Source organism: Streptomyces sp. NPDC057002 (genome assembly GCF_042673825.1).
Classification (GTDB): Bacteria; Actinomycetota; Actinomycetes; order Streptomycetales; family Streptomycetaceae; genus Streptomyces.
On the sequence record NZ_JBHURZ010000006.1, the window covers coordinates 43,487 to 59,080 of the forward strand.

The 15,594-nt window shown below is 68.4% G+C and carries 16 protein-coding genes and 1 pseudogene; 5 read left to right on the forward strand and 12 right to left on the reverse strand.

Annotated elements, in window-relative coordinates:
- Positions 1-19 precede the first annotated feature (19 nt).
- From ACFT32_RS28300 to ACFT32_RS28310, 3 genes are all read right to left on the reverse strand, one after another.
- Positions 20-2,101: a pectinesterase family protein gene (locus ACFT32_RS28300; protein WP_382494806.1), complete on the reverse strand. Its 2,082-nt coding sequence runs from the start codon at positions 2,099-2,101 to the stop codon at positions 20-22.
- An 84-nt stretch (positions 2,102-2,185) separates the two neighbouring features.
- Entirely contained in the window at positions 2,186-2,968 is a 783-nt protein-coding gene (locus ACFT32_RS28305) for a hypothetical protein (protein WP_382494809.1), read from the reverse strand.
- Positions 2,969-3,158: 190 nt separating this feature from the next.
- Positions 3,159-3,308 carry a hypothetical protein gene (locus tag ACFT32_RS28310; protein ID WP_382494812.1) on the reverse strand — a complete coding sequence of 50 codons (150 nt, stop codon included), beginning with the start codon at positions 3,306-3,308 and terminating at the stop codon, positions 3,159-3,161.
- A gap of 71 nt (positions 3,309-3,379) precedes the next feature.
- Between ACFT32_RS28310 and ACFT32_RS28315 the strand changes: the two genes are divergently transcribed.
- Positions 3,380-3,670 carry a hypothetical protein gene (locus ACFT32_RS28315; RefSeq protein WP_382494814.1) on the forward strand — a complete coding sequence of 97 codons (291 nt, stop codon included), beginning with the start codon at positions 3,380-3,382 and terminating at the stop codon, positions 3,668-3,670.
- Positions 3,671-4,041: 371 nt separating this feature from the next.
- On the opposite strand, the pseudogene ACFT32_RS28320 reads toward ACFT32_RS28315, so the two are convergent.
- The 9 genes and pseudogenes from ACFT32_RS28320 to ACFT32_RS28360 form a co-directional block, all read right to left on the reverse strand.
- Positions 4,042-4,437, reverse strand: a pseudogene (locus ACFT32_RS28320) (transposase family protein); the annotation flags it as partial.
- A gap of 49 nt (positions 4,438-4,486) precedes the next feature.
- The gene (locus tag ACFT32_RS28325) at positions 4,487-4,882 is read right to left on the reverse strand and encodes a hypothetical protein (protein ID WP_382494817.1); all 396 of its coding nucleotides are present in this window, start codon (positions 4,880-4,882) and stop codon (positions 4,487-4,489) included.
- Between the two features lie 81 nt (positions 4,883-4,963).
- Positions 4,964-5,389, reverse strand: a complete 426-nt coding sequence (locus ACFT32_RS28330) for a hypothetical protein (RefSeq protein ID WP_382494819.1) — start codon at positions 5,387-5,389, stop codon at positions 4,964-4,966.
- Positions 5,390-6,586: 1,197 nt separating this feature from the next.
- Positions 6,587-8,056, reverse strand: coding sequence for a sensor histidine kinase (locus tag ACFT32_RS28335; RefSeq protein WP_382494822.1), 1,470 nt, complete (start codon positions 8,054-8,056; stop codon positions 6,587-6,589).
- Positions 8,053-8,790 carry a response regulator transcription factor gene (locus ACFT32_RS28340; RefSeq protein WP_382494824.1) on the reverse strand — a complete coding sequence of 246 codons (738 nt, stop codon included), beginning with the start codon at positions 8,788-8,790 and terminating at the stop codon, positions 8,053-8,055. Before ACFT32_RS28340 ends, ACFT32_RS28335 begins: the two co-directional genes overlap by 4 nt.
- 89 nt (positions 8,791-8,879) lie before the next feature.
- On the reverse strand, positions 8,880-9,062 hold the full coding sequence (locus tag ACFT32_RS28345; RefSeq protein ID WP_382494827.1) for a hypothetical protein: 183 nt from the start codon (positions 9,060-9,062) through the stop codon (positions 8,880-8,882).
- Positions 9,063-9,099: 37 nt separating this feature from the next.
- Positions 9,100-10,113 (reverse strand): S1C family serine protease, encoded by a 1,014-nt coding sequence (locus ACFT32_RS28350; RefSeq protein ID WP_382494830.1) that lies wholly within the window; start codon positions 10,111-10,113, stop codon positions 9,100-9,102.
- 109 nt (positions 10,114-10,222) lie between these two features.
- Positions 10,223-11,245 (reverse strand): LacI family DNA-binding transcriptional regulator, encoded by a 1,023-nt coding sequence (locus ACFT32_RS28355; RefSeq protein ID WP_189729498.1) that lies wholly within the window; start codon positions 11,243-11,245, stop codon positions 10,223-10,225.
- Positions 11,246-11,373: 128 nt separating this feature from the next.
- Complete coding sequence (locus tag ACFT32_RS28360) at positions 11,374-12,153, reverse strand: winged-helix domain-containing protein (protein WP_382494833.1); 780 nt, start codon at positions 12,151-12,153, stop codon at positions 11,374-11,376.
- A gap of 171 nt (positions 12,154-12,324) precedes the next feature.
- Between ACFT32_RS28360 and ACFT32_RS28365 the strand changes: the two genes are divergently transcribed.
- From ACFT32_RS28365 to ACFT32_RS28380, 4 genes are all read left to right on the forward strand, one after another.
- Complete coding sequence (locus ACFT32_RS28365) at positions 12,325-13,176, forward strand: alpha/beta hydrolase (protein WP_382494836.1); 852 nt, start codon at positions 12,325-12,327, stop codon at positions 13,174-13,176.
- A 37-nt stretch (positions 13,177-13,213) separates the two neighbouring features.
- The gene (locus ACFT32_RS28370) at positions 13,214-13,468 is read left to right on the forward strand and encodes a MoaD/ThiS family protein (protein ID WP_234845559.1); all 255 of its coding nucleotides are present in this window, start codon (positions 13,214-13,216) and stop codon (positions 13,466-13,468) included.
- Positions 13,469-13,470: 2 nt separating this feature from the next.
- Complete coding sequence (locus ACFT32_RS28375; RefSeq protein ID WP_382494839.1) at positions 13,471-14,526, forward strand: hypothetical protein; 1,056 nt, start codon at positions 13,471-13,473, stop codon at positions 14,524-14,526.
- Positions 14,527-14,671: 145 nt separating this feature from the next.
- Complete coding sequence (locus tag ACFT32_RS28380) at positions 14,672-15,409, forward strand: DUF2993 domain-containing protein (protein WP_382494842.1); 738 nt, start codon at positions 14,672-14,674, stop codon at positions 15,407-15,409.
- The last annotated feature ends 185 nt before the right edge of the window (positions 15,410-15,594 follow it).

The following is a 15,594-nucleotide window of genomic DNA, read 5'->3' on the forward strand; positions in this document are numbered from 1 at the left end:
CGGACCCGGAAGGGAGCCGTCAGGACGCCGAAGGCGTCCAGCCCGCGAGCCAGTCCGCGACCTCCTGGCCGGCGGCCTGCGCATCGCTCAGATGCGGCCGGTTGCTGCTCGCACCGCCCGCCCCCGCACCGGAGTTCTTGTACTCGGCGAACCGGTCGTCCTTCCACGAGAAGCCGCTCATGTCGGTCCACGGCGTGGACTTCACGGCGGCACTGAGGCTGGTGTTGCGGACGGTGGTCTGCGGATCGAGCGAGGCGTCCCCGCCCGCGTGCCAGGGCCGGCCGAGGAAGAAGCTGCCGTTCGACACATCGCCGTTCACCGTGGAGTTGGCGATCAGGATGCCCTTGCGGTCGGCGGCCGTGCTGGGAGCCGTGACGTAACCGGCCGAGGTCCCGTCCCAGCGCTTCTTCAGCGTGATGACGGACTTGTCGACGACTGCCGTGGCCCGCCCGAAGATGAAGTCGACGTTGCCGACGATGTAGGAATTGCCGACGTAGACGCGCCCGAGCCGGTCCTTGGCGGCCGTGTCGACGAGCAGCGTGTCCTGGTCGCCGCTGACGATGATCCCGTCCAGGAACACCTTGTCGGCGGCGGTCCGCAGGGCGACGGCCTGATGCCCGCTGAGGCTCTGGTTGGCCTTCTCGTCGAAGTCGTTGGAGATGGTCAGGTTCCGGGCCTGGAAGTCGTCGGCCTCGACGGCGACGGTGGCGCTGCCGCCGGTGCCGTACGTACCGCCGCCCGGCTTGGGCGTGCCGGCCGCGTTGTTGTAGACGATGGTCGTGTCCTTGCGGCTGCCGCCGGTGCCCTGGATGGTGACGTGCGGCTTGTTGGACGGCACCTTGACGAGTTCCCGGTACGTCCCCGGCTTCACGGCGATGACCACGCGGGCGGGGTTGTTCGCCGGTACGGCGTTCACGGCGGCCTGTACGGTCCGGTACTGACCGCTGCCGTCGGCGGCGACGGTGAGGGTGGTAGCGGCGGCGGCCTTGGTGGAGGCGGCGGCTGTCGTACCGATGGAGGAACGGGGCCCAACACCGGACCGGAGGATGGAGGGGATGTCGGCGGCCTGGTCGAGGCTGTACGGGTAATAGGCCTTCGGATCGAAGGCGCTCCCGCCGCTCTCGTTCCTTCCACTGGTCCCGGAGAAGACGCTCCCCCGCTGCACGATCGCGGCGCCGCTGTCCTTGATGACGGGGTTCTTGATGCCCTGGAAGTAGGAGTTCTCCAGGACCATCTTCGTCGCGCCGCGCGAGTAGTTGCCGTACGACGACTTGATGTCGGTGCCCGCGGCGTCCTCGAGGAAGTTGTTGTAGAGGTGGGCGTGGGCGGCGTTGTCGGTGGAGGGGTTGCGCTGCTCGGTCTCGCGGATCCAGTTGTGGTGGATCGTGATGTCGGTCTTGACGTTCTCGGTCCAGCCGATGCCGAAGGTCTTGTTGTTGTCGCTCAGCTTGTTCCAGGAGACGGTGACGTTCGTCGAGTCCTTGCGGACGTCGATGAGCCCGTCGGCCATGTGCCGCAGATCGTTGTGATCGATCCAGACGTGATGAGCACCGTCCATCTGGATGGCGTCGAAGTCATGGTCCTTGTCGTTCCACACACCCTGGTACGCGTCCCGGATGGTCAGGTTCCGGATGATCACGTTGTGCACGCCGGACCCGAGGAAGAACCCACCGCCGACGATGTGCCCGGAGGTGCCCTGGCCCACGATGGTCTTGTCGGACCGCACCTTGATCTCTTTGCCGACCGGGTTCATGGCGATGGTCCCGGCGACGACGATCACGTACGGCTCGGCGGCGGTGGCGTACTTCTCCAGCTCGGCCTGCGTCTTCACGGTGACGGTCTTGCCGTCCCGCCCGCCGTACGTCCCGTTCTGCCCGAGGGAGTTGACGGACGCGAAGCCGTCGGCGGTGTCGGCGGCCCAGGCCGGGGCGGCGGCGGAGGCCTGCCGGCCGGTGCCGCCGAGGACGCCGAGGTCGGTGCCGTAGGCGAGGGTGCCGGCGGCGGTCAGGGCCAGGGGGACCGTGACGGCCAGGGCCGTGTGGCTTCTGCGGCGCCGGTGCCGGGGCCGGAGCGGGGGGTTGCTGCGCGGCTGCTCAGTCATTCGGCGAATCCGTTCCGTGCGGGGGGATGATCCGGAGATGGGTCGCCGCCCCGCACGGAAAGGTTGCCGGGTTCTGCCGAGTCGTCAGCTGGTGCAGGACGTGGGGTCGAGCTTCTCCTCGACCTTGTCCTCACGGCCGTCGGGCTGCCCGCTGGGGAGCAGCTTGTCGGAGATGCCGTCGATGTAATACCCGTGCGAGTAGATGGTCTGGTACCCCCGGTCACGCCAGCTGTGCACGGTCCGGTCCCCATCCCCCTTGTCCCACTGGTAGTCCTCGAGGTGGAAGACGGGGTTGACGCGCACCACGCGCTGGTACGGCGTCCAGGTCACGGCGACCTGCCGGCACGGCGGAATGCTCTTCTCGCTCCGGGTCTCGAACTTGGACTCCTTCTCCCAGCCCCACTCGTAGCCGGCGCTGCCGCCCACGCTCCCGCTGAAGATGCTCTTGGCGAGGGAGAGGCTGATGGTGCCGCCGACGCTCTTCTTCGCGAACGTCTTGGTGCTGTAGCTGCTGACGAAGGTCTCCTTGTCATCGGCGGAGCCCTTGTTGCCGATCCACCGGGACGTGCGGACGGTGTCGCCCTTGATGGACCAGGTCGAGGCCTCGGCGTACCCGCACCAGCCGCGGAACAGCTCCCACGGCCCGGCGGGCTTCCACAGCCCGAAGACGTCCCGCAGATACTCGTCCTGGGTCTTGAACTCGCCGGTGTCGACGTTGAGGGCGCCGTAGACGCCCGTCAGGCTCGTCTCCTGACCGCACAGCCGCTCGATCATCCGGTCGGTGTCACCGGGGTCGACACCCCGGATGTTGGTCGCCCCGGCGGGCCCGGCGGAGGCGGTCCCCGCGCCGGCCAGCAGACCGGTCATCGCGAGGGCGGTGGAAGCGGCAACAAGGCCGCATTTCTTGAGAGTTGACTTACGAATGAGACGCATGGGGGTCGCTCACTCCTGCTTGTCGTTCTGTGACGGCAGTGAAGATGTCAGAACGGGTGCGGGTGTTTGCGGTACTGGTGGGTACGACAGGACATTGACAGCTGGCGGGCGGGCTTGTCCTGCTTTATCGGGTGCCGAGCACCTGCTCGGCGGAGGCGAGTTGAGCGGCCTCGACGTCATCGGCGAGCTGCGAGAGGTGGCTGTGGGGGTCGTCGGTGGAGAGGTAGCAGGCCTTGCCGTCGTCGCCGGTCCAGGGGAGCAGCCTTTCGACCAAGGGCCGAACGTCCTGGCCAATGTGTATGCCATGGCCGCTGAGAAGATGCACACCCCGCGGGCCAAGGCAGCGTGATCATTCTCGACACCAGCGCGGTAGTCGCACTGGCGCAAGGGCGGCAAGCCATCCACCGCCTCGTCGACAACGTCGCTCACACACCTGGGGACTGGCTGCACATGCCTGCGCTGTGTCTGATGCCAGCGGAGTCGATGGAGAAGGGGACCGCCGGCGATGTGATCGCGCTTCCGGAAGTCATGGTCGACCCGCTCCATCAGACAGCGGCGGCAACGGTGGGTTCCATGACCGTGACGGCTGGGGACATCGACTCGTCAGGCATGCTCGGATTCCTGTGGCCCGAATAGCGGTCCGTCCGGGCTGGTGTCACTGATCAACAGCTGGCGGATTTGCCGGGTCATCCCTTAGGCGGCAGTGGCTTCAGCCTGAGTTGCCATGACCGGACTCGCGCTCAAAGCGCCCTCGATTAAAGCGAGTTCACCGAACACACGCTAGCGACCAAAGATCATCGTCCATGCGACCGCTGCCACCAGGATTGCGAACCCCATCACACATCCGATGGCCGATGCCCGTTCGGACCTCTGTCGACGCTCTGGGTCTTCAGTCACATCTCCCCCTGCCCCGTATGCTGCGGAACAGTTGCCGAGTCCCAACCCGCCAAACGGCAGGCGGGCGAAGGCATGATCGGTGCGAGCGCGGACCGTGCGGTGGGAGGCGTGGCCTTGGCTCCGGAGGCCTGGCAGTCGCTGCGGTTGCCGGGCAGCGGCTTGCCGACGGCGACGACGAGGCGGGTGTCGGCGTCGATGACGACCTGGTGGTTGGTGGAGTAGCGGTAGTTCTTGCTGGAGGCGGCCACGGTTCGGTCGCGGGTAGGGACCAGCGTGCCGTCCACGATGAGCACGGTGTTCTTGCGGAACCGTCGCCGGGGCTGGAGGGCGAGAGCTGGTCCGAGGTGATCGACGATCCGGTCGGCCGCTGACTTCGAGATGCCGAACAGCGGGGCGAGTTGGCGCAGGGTGAGGTTGGTGCGCCAGTACGCCGCGACCAGCAACCCCCGGTCTTCCAGGGACAGTCCCCACGGCCGGCCCCGCCGTATCGGATCCGCACCCTCGCGGATCATTCCACTGGCGGCCGACCGCTGAAGAGAGCCTTGACGCTGTGGCTTACTCGGTGAACCACCCTGATTTTACGGAGGGTACACCAGCAGCATGGCTGTCAAGGAGCATGTAAACCTGCCATCTGCCGACGTCGTAGTCGCTGATCTTGCCGCAGCCAGCGTCTCCACCATCACTGACGGACCGGACCTTCTTGACATTCAGCGTTACGGGGTCCCTCTCGTACACAGAGCCAGTGACACCCGCGCCATCCGCTTTGGTGTCACAGACCTCGAAAACGTCACCATCGTCGTGGAAGGCCATGTCGCCTCGCCCAGCAGAAAGGGATATCACCTTATTTTCCCACTGAACTGACACATCCGCAGCCCAGGCCGGCGTAGATCCAGCGTAGACCAAGGCGAGGGATGCGCCGGCAACTGCAATCCGGGTGAACGATTTAGCCATAGCCGTTCCTTTTCCGTTTCAGTGGCGAATATGTGCTTCAGTTGGACGGGTCTGAGTTAGCGCCGGCGGATAGGCTTCTGATCACGCCTCGCCTGTCTTGGTGTTGCAGGCCCACTTTTGCTTGGATGCCGACTCATAAAGGCACGCCGTAACTCGGACCCCAGTTCCCTCCGGTATGTTGACCGCCTTTATGTTCCCGGGCTTGTTATCGCAGAAATCTGACGATCCATCGGAGTCTACGATTTCCGCACCGTGAGGACCGTTATCGTTCCACGTCACTAGGGCGTAGACGCTGTGGCCGTCCGTCTCTGTATCGCAGGCCTGAAGTCTTTCCGGGCTTGCTTTGCCAAACAGGATCGCCTTTCCTCCCATAATGCTGCCCCCATCGGCTGTATAGACAAGGGTCGTGTTTCCGGCGGCTTGCGCACTACCGGAAGCGAATATCATTGCGGTGGGAATGGCGATTGCCACAGTGGCGAGATGGCGCATGCGCAGCTTGCGAAACATTTTTCCCCCATTGGGTCATTGAGTCATTGGGTCTCACAGAACACAAAACCGTTGGATCTCGCTATGCGCAGGAACCCCCTATCCATGGCGCGCGAATCCTGTCGTCGCACAGACATGCAATGCGATGGACAATTCCCGGCGGTGATCAGAACTGTATACCGGGAGTTCATTCTCGGCCAGTGTTTTCGGCACTTCGCCGGTCAAGCCTCGCTTACCGCTGGCGACTCTCTGATGTATTCGCGGTTATCTAAGAATGGGATTAAGGGGGCAAGTCGGGCGACGGAGTGATATATTCCGCTCACGCTCCGTATGGGATGTGAAGCGCGTCACGATTTTTGGGTCACGGTATCTTGGTTGCATTCGCCTCATTTTCCAGCGAAGTTGCCTATTTGTGGTGTTGCAGGCATTGAATAGGAGGGTGAACGACTCTGCTCGCCTTGCGGCGGCTTCTAGGATCATGATCCGGCCCTTGTGAGGTGTCTCCAGCAGATCAGACCTCTGCGTCGCGAAGGACGTCGAATTTCTCTTCCTCTGATGTCCACGAAGCCGGGGCCGTTCCTCACGCTCCCGCAGTTGCGGACAGCCTTTAGGCGTTGATCCGTACGCACGTCACCAAGTAACTGCCGGGGCCGCCCGCTTCTTTGGCAGTGTCGTGCTGGAAAGGCGGGTGGCCAGGCCCGTTTGCGGTCTTCGGCCCGTTGCCTCGCTGACCGGCGTTGACGTGCGCGGTCGCGCCTCGCAGGCACGCCGGGTGGGCTTAGCGGCGATCGGTGAGTGGGTGGGTGAGCGCTGGGAGGGGGCTCGAGGCAGTGAGTGGAGCGTTTCGGACCACTGGGGAGCGCATGAGCACAGGTGGGCAGGGTTAGCCGTGGCGCAAATGCTCCACTTCCTCGCATCACACCACCGCAAGCCGCCGAGCCCACCCGGCGTGCCGCCACTCCGCCCGATGCGCCCCGCATCGCCGAGCGGCCGACTGGCGGACCGAAGGGGCCGTCTGCCCTGGCCACCCGCCTTTTCGGGCCGTTCGCTCGTTTCTCACTCGTGCTGGAGCGAGGTGAGTCAAGGGTGGCCCGGAGGGCCATCGCCGAAGGCGACGCGGAGCGCCCTTTACTCGGCTCGTGGAAGCACGACACTGGCGAAGAAGCGGGCGGCCCCGACCGTTTCGTTCGATGTGCTGTAGCCGACCCACCCCCGACCTCAGGACGAGGGCAGGTCCTCTGGTGGGGGCACAGCCGCCCCCGGCAGTCGTACCGTCGCCACCGTGCCGCCCCCCTCCGCGTGGGACAGGGACACCTCGCCGCCCGCCTGCTGCACCGTACGGGCCACGATCGACAGGCCCAGGCCCGAGCCCGGCAGCGCCCGTGCGCTCGGGGAGCGCCAGAAACGGTCGAAGACGTGGGGGAGTTCGTCGGCGGGGATGCCCGGGCCGTGGTCGCGGACCGACAGCACACCGGCCACCAGCCGCACCTCGACCGTGCCGGCCTCCGGGCTGAACTTCACCGCGTTGTCGAGGATGTTGACCACCGCCCGTTCCAGGGAGGAGGGTTCCGCGCGGACGAACCAGGGCCGGACGTCCGCCGTGATCGTCAGCTCGGGGCTGCCGCGTAGCCGCGCTCGCCGTAGCGCCGACTCGACCGTGTCGTGCCAGGCCACGATCTGGGTACGGCCCGAGTGCTGGCCCGTGTCCGGGCGGGAGAGTTCCTGTAGGTCGCCGATGAGTGCGGCCAGTTCCGTCATCTGTGCCTTCACCGACGCCAGGAGTGCCTTGCGGTCCGCCTCGGGGATGGGGCGGCCCGTCTCCTCGCTGCGGGTGAGCAGTTCGATGTTGGTACGCAATGAGGTGAGCGGTGTGCGCAACTCGTGGCCCGCGTCCGCGATGAGCTGTTGCTGGAGTTCTCGGGAGCTGGCCAGGGCCGACGTCATCGAGTTGAAGGAGCGGGACAGGCGGGCCACCTCGTCGTCGCTCGCGTCGTCGACCGGGATGCGGATGTCCAGGTCCTCCGTGCGGGCCACGTGCTCGACGGCCTCCGTGAGTTTGTCCACCGGGCGGAGGCCCGCCCTGGCGACCGTGAGGCCGGCCGCTCCCGCGCCGAACACCCCTACGCCCGAGACCAGCAGCAGGATCAGCGCCAGTTCGTTGAGCGTGGACTCTGTTCCCTTGAGGGGGACCGCGATGACCAGGGCGTAGTCGGCGGCCACGCCCTGCTGGAACGGGCCGTTCTTCACGACCACGGCCGTGGTCAGCACACGTACCGAATTGCCGTCGCTGTCGGTGCCGTTGCGCAGCTTGGCAACCTCCGGGTCCGGGTTCTTGGCCACGTCCTTGTCCGTGTTCGTGACCTTGACCTGGGGCATCAGGTTGCTGAAGAGACAGACCTTGCCGTCGGACCTGACCACCTGCGCGTAGGTCTGCGGCCGAGGTGCCCCGCCGAGTGTGCTGGACGGCTTCTGGGGACACGTCTTCGTCAACGCGTCGAAGTCGTCGGCCTGGATGGTCCGGAACGACGACCTCAAGTCCCCGTCCACCTGGTCGTACAACTTCCCCTGCACGATGAACCAGCACGTCACCGACACCGCCGCCACCGCGAACGCCACCGCCGCCGCCACCAGCAGCGCCAGTCGGGACCGGATCGGCAGGGAGCGGAACCGGCGTACGACCTTGTTCACTCCGCGCCGCCCGGCCGCAGTACGTATCCGACACCGCGCACCGTGTGCACGAGGCGCGGTTCGCCGCCCGCCTCGGTCTTGCGGCGCAGGTACATGACGTAGACGTCGAGGGAGTTCGACGACGGCTCGAAGTCGAAGCCCCAGACCGCCTTCAGGATCTGCTCCCGCGTGAGGACCTGGCGCGGGTGTGCCATGAACATCTCCAGCAGCGTGAACTCCGTGCGGGTCAGCTCCACATGGCGGCCGGCCCGGGTGACCTCGCGCGTCGCGAGGTCCATGCGCAGATCGGCGAAGGTGAGAGCGTCCTCGTCGGCCGGGTTGCCCGCGCCCACGGCCGCCGCGTAGGAGCTGCGGCGGAGCAGGGCACGGATGCGGGCGAAGAGTTCGTCCAGTTCGAAGGGCTTGACCAGGTAGTCGTCGGCGCCCGCGTCGAGGCCCGTGACCCGGTCGCCGACCGTGTCGCGGGCCGTGAGCATCAGGATGGGCGTCGTGTCGCCGGTGGAGCGGATGCGGCGCGCGGCGGTCAGGCCGTCCATTCGGGGCATCTGGATGTCGAGGACGACCAGGTCGGGCCGGTACGCCTCGGCCTTCACCAGCGCGTCCGCGCCGTCGACGGCGACCTCGGTTCCGTACCCCTCGAAGGCGAGACTGCGCTGAAGTGCTTCGCGTACCGCCGGCTCGTCGTCGACGATCAGGATGCGCTGGGGGTCACGGTCGCCGTCTGCGGGGCTCATGGGCTCGGGGTCCTCGGGTGTGAAGGGGAGGGGCGGGGCGGTCTGACGCTCTCAGCCTCGCACGAGCACGGGCGGTGCCGGGAGGAGCGTCAGGCCCGTGCGGTGCGGCGTCGGGCGGCTGCCCGGCCCGCCCGCCGGGCCGCCTTGGCCGTCGCCGCCGCCACCTCCGGTGCCCGGCCCGTCGGCGCGTGCAGCTCGTACGCCACCGACAGGGCCAGTCCGACCGCTGCCGGATCGCCGCCGGACTCCGTGTGCGCGATCTGCTGGATCATCGCCGTACTCCTTACTCGGTCTACTCGCTCGACGAGCTCATTCGGTGGAGCCGGCCCGCAGCGTGGCGAGGTCGGCCTTGACGGTGTTGATCGGGATGGCGAAGCCCAGGCCCACGCTGCCCGCCGCCGCGGAGGAGGACGCGCCCGCCGCCGAGTACATCGCGGAGTTGATCCCGATGATGTTGCCGTTCATGTCGATCAGCGCACCGCCGGAGTTGCCCGGGTTGAGGGACGCGTCGGTCTGGAGCGCCTTGTACGTCGTCGTGTCCGAGCCGGTGTCGCCGTTGAACTCCCGGCCGCCGAACTCGAACGGCCACTCGCCGCCCTGCTGCCCCTGCCCCTGCTCCTGGCCCTGGCTCTCGTCCGTGGAGACCGTGACGTCCCGGTCGAGGGCGGAGATGATGCCGCTGGTGACGGTGCCGGTCAGGCCCTCGGGGGAGCCGATCGCCACGACCTGGTCGCCGACACCCACCCCGGCCGAGTCGCCGAGTGTCGCGGTCTTCAGACCGGAGGCGTTCTCCAGCTTGATCAGCGCCAGGTCCTTCTTGCTGTCGGTGCCGACGACCTTGGCGGTGTAGGACTTGCCGTCGTCGGTCGTCACCTTGATCTGCGAGGCACCGGCGACGACGTGGTTGTTGGTGATGATCTCGCCGTCGCCCGTGATGATCACGCCGGAGCCGGTGGAGGACCCGGCGTTGGAGTCGGCGCTGATCTCGACGATGCTCGGGCTGACCGCCTTGGCGACCCCGGAGACCGTGCCCTTCTGGCTGGACGGCACCACGTTGGTGCTGGTGGAGCTGGAGGCGACGGTGTCGTTGCCGGTCAGCTCCTGGATGCCGTAGGCGGTGCCGCCGCCTATCGCCGCGGCGACGATCGCCACTGCGGCGAGCAGGGCGACGGGGCCACGGCGGCGCTTCATCGAAGCGTTCGGAGCGTGCGGAGCAGGAGCCGGGGCGTGCGCCGGCGGGGGCGGCCACTCGGGGTTCACCGGGGCCTGCTGCTGACCCTCGTAAGGGTTCTGGTACTCGCCACTGCGGAAGCTCTCGGTCATGGAACTGAGCTTGTCGCCCGACCATGAGAGCTGCCTGAGTGCTCCCTGAGAAGCCCGACAGAACCTCGTATGCCCGATATAAAGACGCCCTGCCGCCGGTCGCCGGAGGCTACGCGCAGCCGCAGGACCGCCGCGTCACCAACCTGGACGGGAACACCTTCAGCCGCTCCCGCCGCGCCCCCGCGACCCGCAGGCCGTCGTCGAGGACGAGGTCCACCGCCGCGCGGGCCATCGCCGAACGGTCGGAGGCGATCGTCGTCATGGGCGGGTCGGTGAGCGCCGCCTCCTTGATGTCGTCGAACCCGGCCACCGCCAGCTCGCCGGGGACGTCGATCCGCAGCTCGCGCGCCGCCCGCAGCAGGCCGATCGCCTGGTCGTCGGTGGAGCAGAAGATCGCGGGCGGGCGCTCGGGGCCGGAGAGGATCTTCAGGGCGGCCTGGTAGGCGTCGTAGCGGTTGTAGAGGGCCTCGAAGAGGCGGCCTTCCGTGGAGATGCCGGCCTCGTCCATCGCGCGGCGCCAGCCCTCGACGTGGTCGGAGACCGGGTCGCCGACCGCGGGGGTCTCCGCTATGCCGCCCATACAGGCCACGTACTCGTAGCCGTGCTCCAGCAGGTGGCGTACGGCGAGCTGGGCGCCGCCCAGGTCGTCCGTGACGACGGCGACGTCGTCTATGGCCTCGGGCCGCTCGTGCAGCAGTACGACCCGGGCGTCCCAGGCCTCGATCTCGGCGGCCGCCAGGTCGTTGAGCGCGTGGCTGACGAGGATGAGCCCCGAGACGCGCATGCCCAGGAAGGCCCGCAGATAGTGGACCTCGCGCTCGCCGATGTAGTCGGAGTTCCCGACGAGCACCATCTTTCCGCGCTCGGACGCGGCCTGTTCGACCGCGTGCGCCATCTCCCCGAAGAAGGGCTGGCGCGCGTCCGGCACGATCAGGCCTATGAGATCCGTACGCCGGGACGCCATGGCCTGGGCCACGCGGTCGGGCCGGTACCCCAGTTCCTTGATCGCGGCGAGTACACGCTCGCGCGTGGCCGGGGCGACCGGCCGGGGTCCGTTGTTGATGACATAGCTGACCACGGCAGTGGAAGTCCCTGCCAGCCGCGCCACATCATCCCGAGTCACCTTGGCCACGCGCGGAGTCTACGCGGATATACCGGCTCTGGGCAGGGCGTAAAGGAGGTTCCGTACGATATCCCGATCGCCGTCCGGAGACACCCTCGCGGAAAGCGATGCCCAGGTGGGCACCGCAATACGCCTCTTTACGCCTTCGCGCGGGCCTCGACGGCATCCAGGGCGGCCGACTTGTCCGCGGTGTCCTGCTTTGCCTTGGCCGCCTTCGCCTTCGCTTCCTCGGCGGCGCGCTCCACCTTCTCCGGCGTAACGAATCGATAACCGACGTTCCGGACGGTGCCGATCAGCGACTCGTGCTCGGGCCCGAGCTTGGCGCGCAGCCGTCGTACGTGGACGTCGACCGTGCGCGTACCGCCGAAGTAGTCGTAGCCCCAGACCTCCTGCAGCAGCTGGGCGCGGGTGAAGACGCGGCCGGGGTGCTGGGCGAGGTATTTCAGGAGCTCGAACTCCTTGAAGGTGAGGTCGAGGACCCGGCCCTTGAGCTTGGCGGAGTATGTCGCCTCGTCGACGGACAGGTCGCCGTTGCGGATCTCCATCGGGGAGTCGTCGCTGACGATCTGCTGCCGTCCCATGGACAGCCGCAGCCTGGCCTCGACCTCCGCCGGGCCGGCGGTGTCGAGCAGGACGTCGTCGATGCCCCAGTCCGCGGTGACGGCTGCCAGGCCGCCCTCCGTGACGACGAGGATCAGCGGACAGCCCGGTCCGGTCGAGCGCAGCAGCTGGCACAGGCTGCGGACCTGCGGCAGGTCGCGCCTGCCGTCGACGAGGATGACATCGGCACCCGGGGTGTCGACGAGGGCGGGGCCCTCCGCGGGGGCCACTCGCACGTTGTGCAGGAGCAGGCCGAGGGCGGGGAGCACCTCCGTCGACGGCTGGAGGGCGTTGGTCAGGAGCAGCAGAGAACTCATATGTCTGGTTCCTCCTCGGTCCCTGCGAGGACGTTTGTTGGCACAGCACAGCTCTGCGATCCCGAAGGCCCGTACACCTGCGGTTTCCCGCTTCGTATACAACGCTTCCGAAAGCACAAAAGGACCCGGGGGCGTCGCTGCCCGAGTCCTCTGCCCAGCAGAATAGCCCACATGAGCTCTGGTCGGGCAGGTCATGTGGCGCGTTCCACCGTTCGTCCGAACTCCGAGACGAGCGGCAGAACGCCCGTGCGGACTCCGGCGCGGACTTTTTTGCGCACTGCCGACGGCGTGACGATCGACGCCGTATACGACCCGGGTACCGCTGTATACGACGTCTCCGGGACGCCTTCCGCTCATCCCGTGTTCGTCGTCGCGCACGGCTTCACGGGTGCCGTGGACCGGCCGCACGTGCGGCGGGTGGCCGAGGTTTTCGCCCGGTACGGGGCCGTCGTCACCTTCTCCTTCCGGGGTCACGGGGCGTCCGGCGGGCGGTCCACGGTCGGGGACCGGGAGGTGCTCGACCTGGCGGTGGCCGTGCGGTGGGCCCGGGAACTCGGGCACGCGCGCGTGGCGACGGTGGGGTTCTCCATGGGCGGGTCGGTGGTGCTGCGGTACGCGGCGCTGTACGAGGCGGGCACGGACGCGGTGGTGTCCGTCAGCGCGCCCGCCCGCTGGTACTACCGGGGGACGGCGCCCATGCGCCGGCTGCACTGGCTGGTGACACGGCCCGAGGGGCGGGCGGTGAGCCGGTACGGCTTCGGTACGCGCATCCACCACCGGGACTGGGACCCGGTCCCCCTCTCCCCGGTGGAGGCGGCGGCGAGGATCGCGCCCACGCCCCTGCTGATCGTGCACGGCGACGCCGACGGCTACTTCCCGCTCGACCACCCCCGCATGCTGGCCGCGGCCGCGGGTGACCAGGGCGAACTGTGGCTGGAGCCGGGTATGGGGCATGCCGAGAACGCGGCGGACGACGCGTTGCTGGCGCGCATCGCGGACTGGGCCGTCGGCCGGGCGGGCTAGCCTGACGGAGTTCACCGACGAGCGATTGAGGAAGCAGATGCCAAAGGTCACGGTGCGCTACTGGGCCGCCGCCAAGGCCGCGGCCGGGGTGGCCGAGGAGCCGTACGAGGCGGTCACGCTCGCCGAGGCGCTCGACGGGGTGCGCGAGCGACACCCCGGCGAACTCGAGCGTGTCCTGCGGCGATGCTCGTTCCTCGTCGACGGTGACCCCGTGGGCACCCGCGGACATGAGACGGTACGGCTGGCCGACGGCGGCACGGTCGAGGTGCTCCCGCCGTTCGCAGGAGGATGACGATGAGCAACCAGCCGCACGAGGGCTACGACCCTTACGGGCAGCAGCCGCAGGCGTGGCCCGCGCAGCAGCCGTACGACGATCCGTACGCCGCCCAGCAGTACCCCCAGCACCCCCAGCACTCGCAGTACACGCAGCAGTGGCAGGGGCAGACCTGGGAGACGCAGACGCACCAGCCGGTGACGGCGGCGGAGGAGACGGCGTATCTGCCGCCGCAGGGGTACGCGGCTCCGGCCCCCGAGGCGGTCCCCGACACCCCCGCTCCCGATTCCGGGTACGGCCCCGCCACCGTCGGCGGGAACACGCGTGTCACGGACGCGCAGCGGGCGCGGGCGGAGGGGCGGTCGCCGGTCATAGAGCCGGGGATGCAGCCGGCCGCGCTGACGGCACTGCTCGGGCTGTTGCTGGCGGGCGCCGCGGCCGTCGGCACGTACGCGCTGCTGGTTCCCCTCGTCGCCCTCCAGGCCGTCACCGCCGCGGGCTGGTTCCGGCTGAACGGGATGTGGCCGGCGCGGCAGGGCATCGCGCTGGGCTTCGCGGGGGCGCTGGCCGCGGACGCGGCGCTGCTGGTGTCGGACCGCTCGCCGTCGGCGATCCTGGGCACGCTCGGGGTCTGGGTCCTCCTCTCCCTCGTCCTGCAACTGCGCTCGCACGCCGACCCGGACGAGCGGATGTACGGCCTGATGGCGACGGTCGCGGCGGCGGCTCTCGCGATCGTCGCGGGCGGCTATCTCGCGGCCGACGCGGACGCGGTGACGGTCGGTGCGGTCGCGGTGGCCGTCGCGGTCCTGGCCCGCGCCCTGCCGCTGCCGACGCCGGCGTCCGTGGTGGTGGCGCTGCTCGCGGCGGCGGGCGCGGGCGTCGCGGCCGGCGCGATGACGGGCCTCGGCACGCCGGGCGCCCTGCTGGGAGCGGGCGCGGGCGCCTGCGCCCTGATCGGCCACCGGGTCGCGAGCTACGACTACCCCTCCCGCTTCGTCCACTTCACGGCGGGAGTCGCCCTTCCCCTGTCGGCCGCGGCCCCGGCGGTGTACGTGCTGGGGCGGGCTCTGGCCTGACGCACAAGTTCGCTGAGCGCCTGTCACAGATGATCGACAAATCCCGGGCGCCCACATCTCACGGAGTTACTCTCACGCTTGGACGGCCACCCGGTCGTCAGGGACCGGACCGCCGTCCAACCGCCGAGGTGGGGGAAAACACCGCATGCGCGCACTGCGAATACTGCTGATCGTCGTCGTGATCCTGGGCGGGCTCTTCGTGATCGCCGACCGCGTCGCGGTGAACTTCGCCGAGGACGAGGCCGCCGACCGCCTGAAGACGACGGAGAACCTCTCGGCGACCCCCGACGTCTCCATCAAGGGCTTCCCGTTCCTCACCCAGGTCGCCGGCGGTTCCCTGGACGACATCGAGGTCGGCATCCAGGACTACGAGGCCGCCGCGGGCAACGGCGGCCAGAAGATCCGGATCGACGACCTCAGGGCCGACATGCAGGGCGTCGAGTTCTCCGGCGACTACAGCTCCGCCACCGCCACCAGCGCCACCGGAACCGCGACCATCGCCTACGACGAACTGCTGAAGACGGCGAAGTCCGAGCCGACCCAGGTCGCCCCGGGCGTCACCGCCAACGTCGTCGGCCTCTCCGACGGCGGCAACGGCAAGATCAAGGTCACCGTCGAGGCCACCGTCCTCGGCACCAAGCTGCCCGAGCCGGTCTCCGTGCTCAGCTCGGTGACGGTGGTCGACGGCGAGGTGCGGGTGAAGGCCGACGGCCTGCCCAAGTTCGGCGGCGTCGACATCGCCGAGTCCCGCGTCCGGGCCATCACCGACTTCCAGCAGAAGATCGACGGACTGCCCGGCGGCATCAAGCTGGACAAGGTCCAGGCTGCGCCGAACGGCGTGGAGATCACGGTGAAGGGTTCCGACGTCCGACTCGCCGGGTAGGGAAGGCGCGAGGCGGCCGCATCGACCAGGGCTGTCCGGTGGGCGAGACGGCGCAGTCCGTAGCGTAGATGTGATGGCGAATACAGGCCGGCCGGAACCGTGCGGGAGACGCACGGACAGGTCGCTGATCCCATATGGCGGATCTTTGCGTCTCAATATGCGACACACCGGTGACACGCGCACCC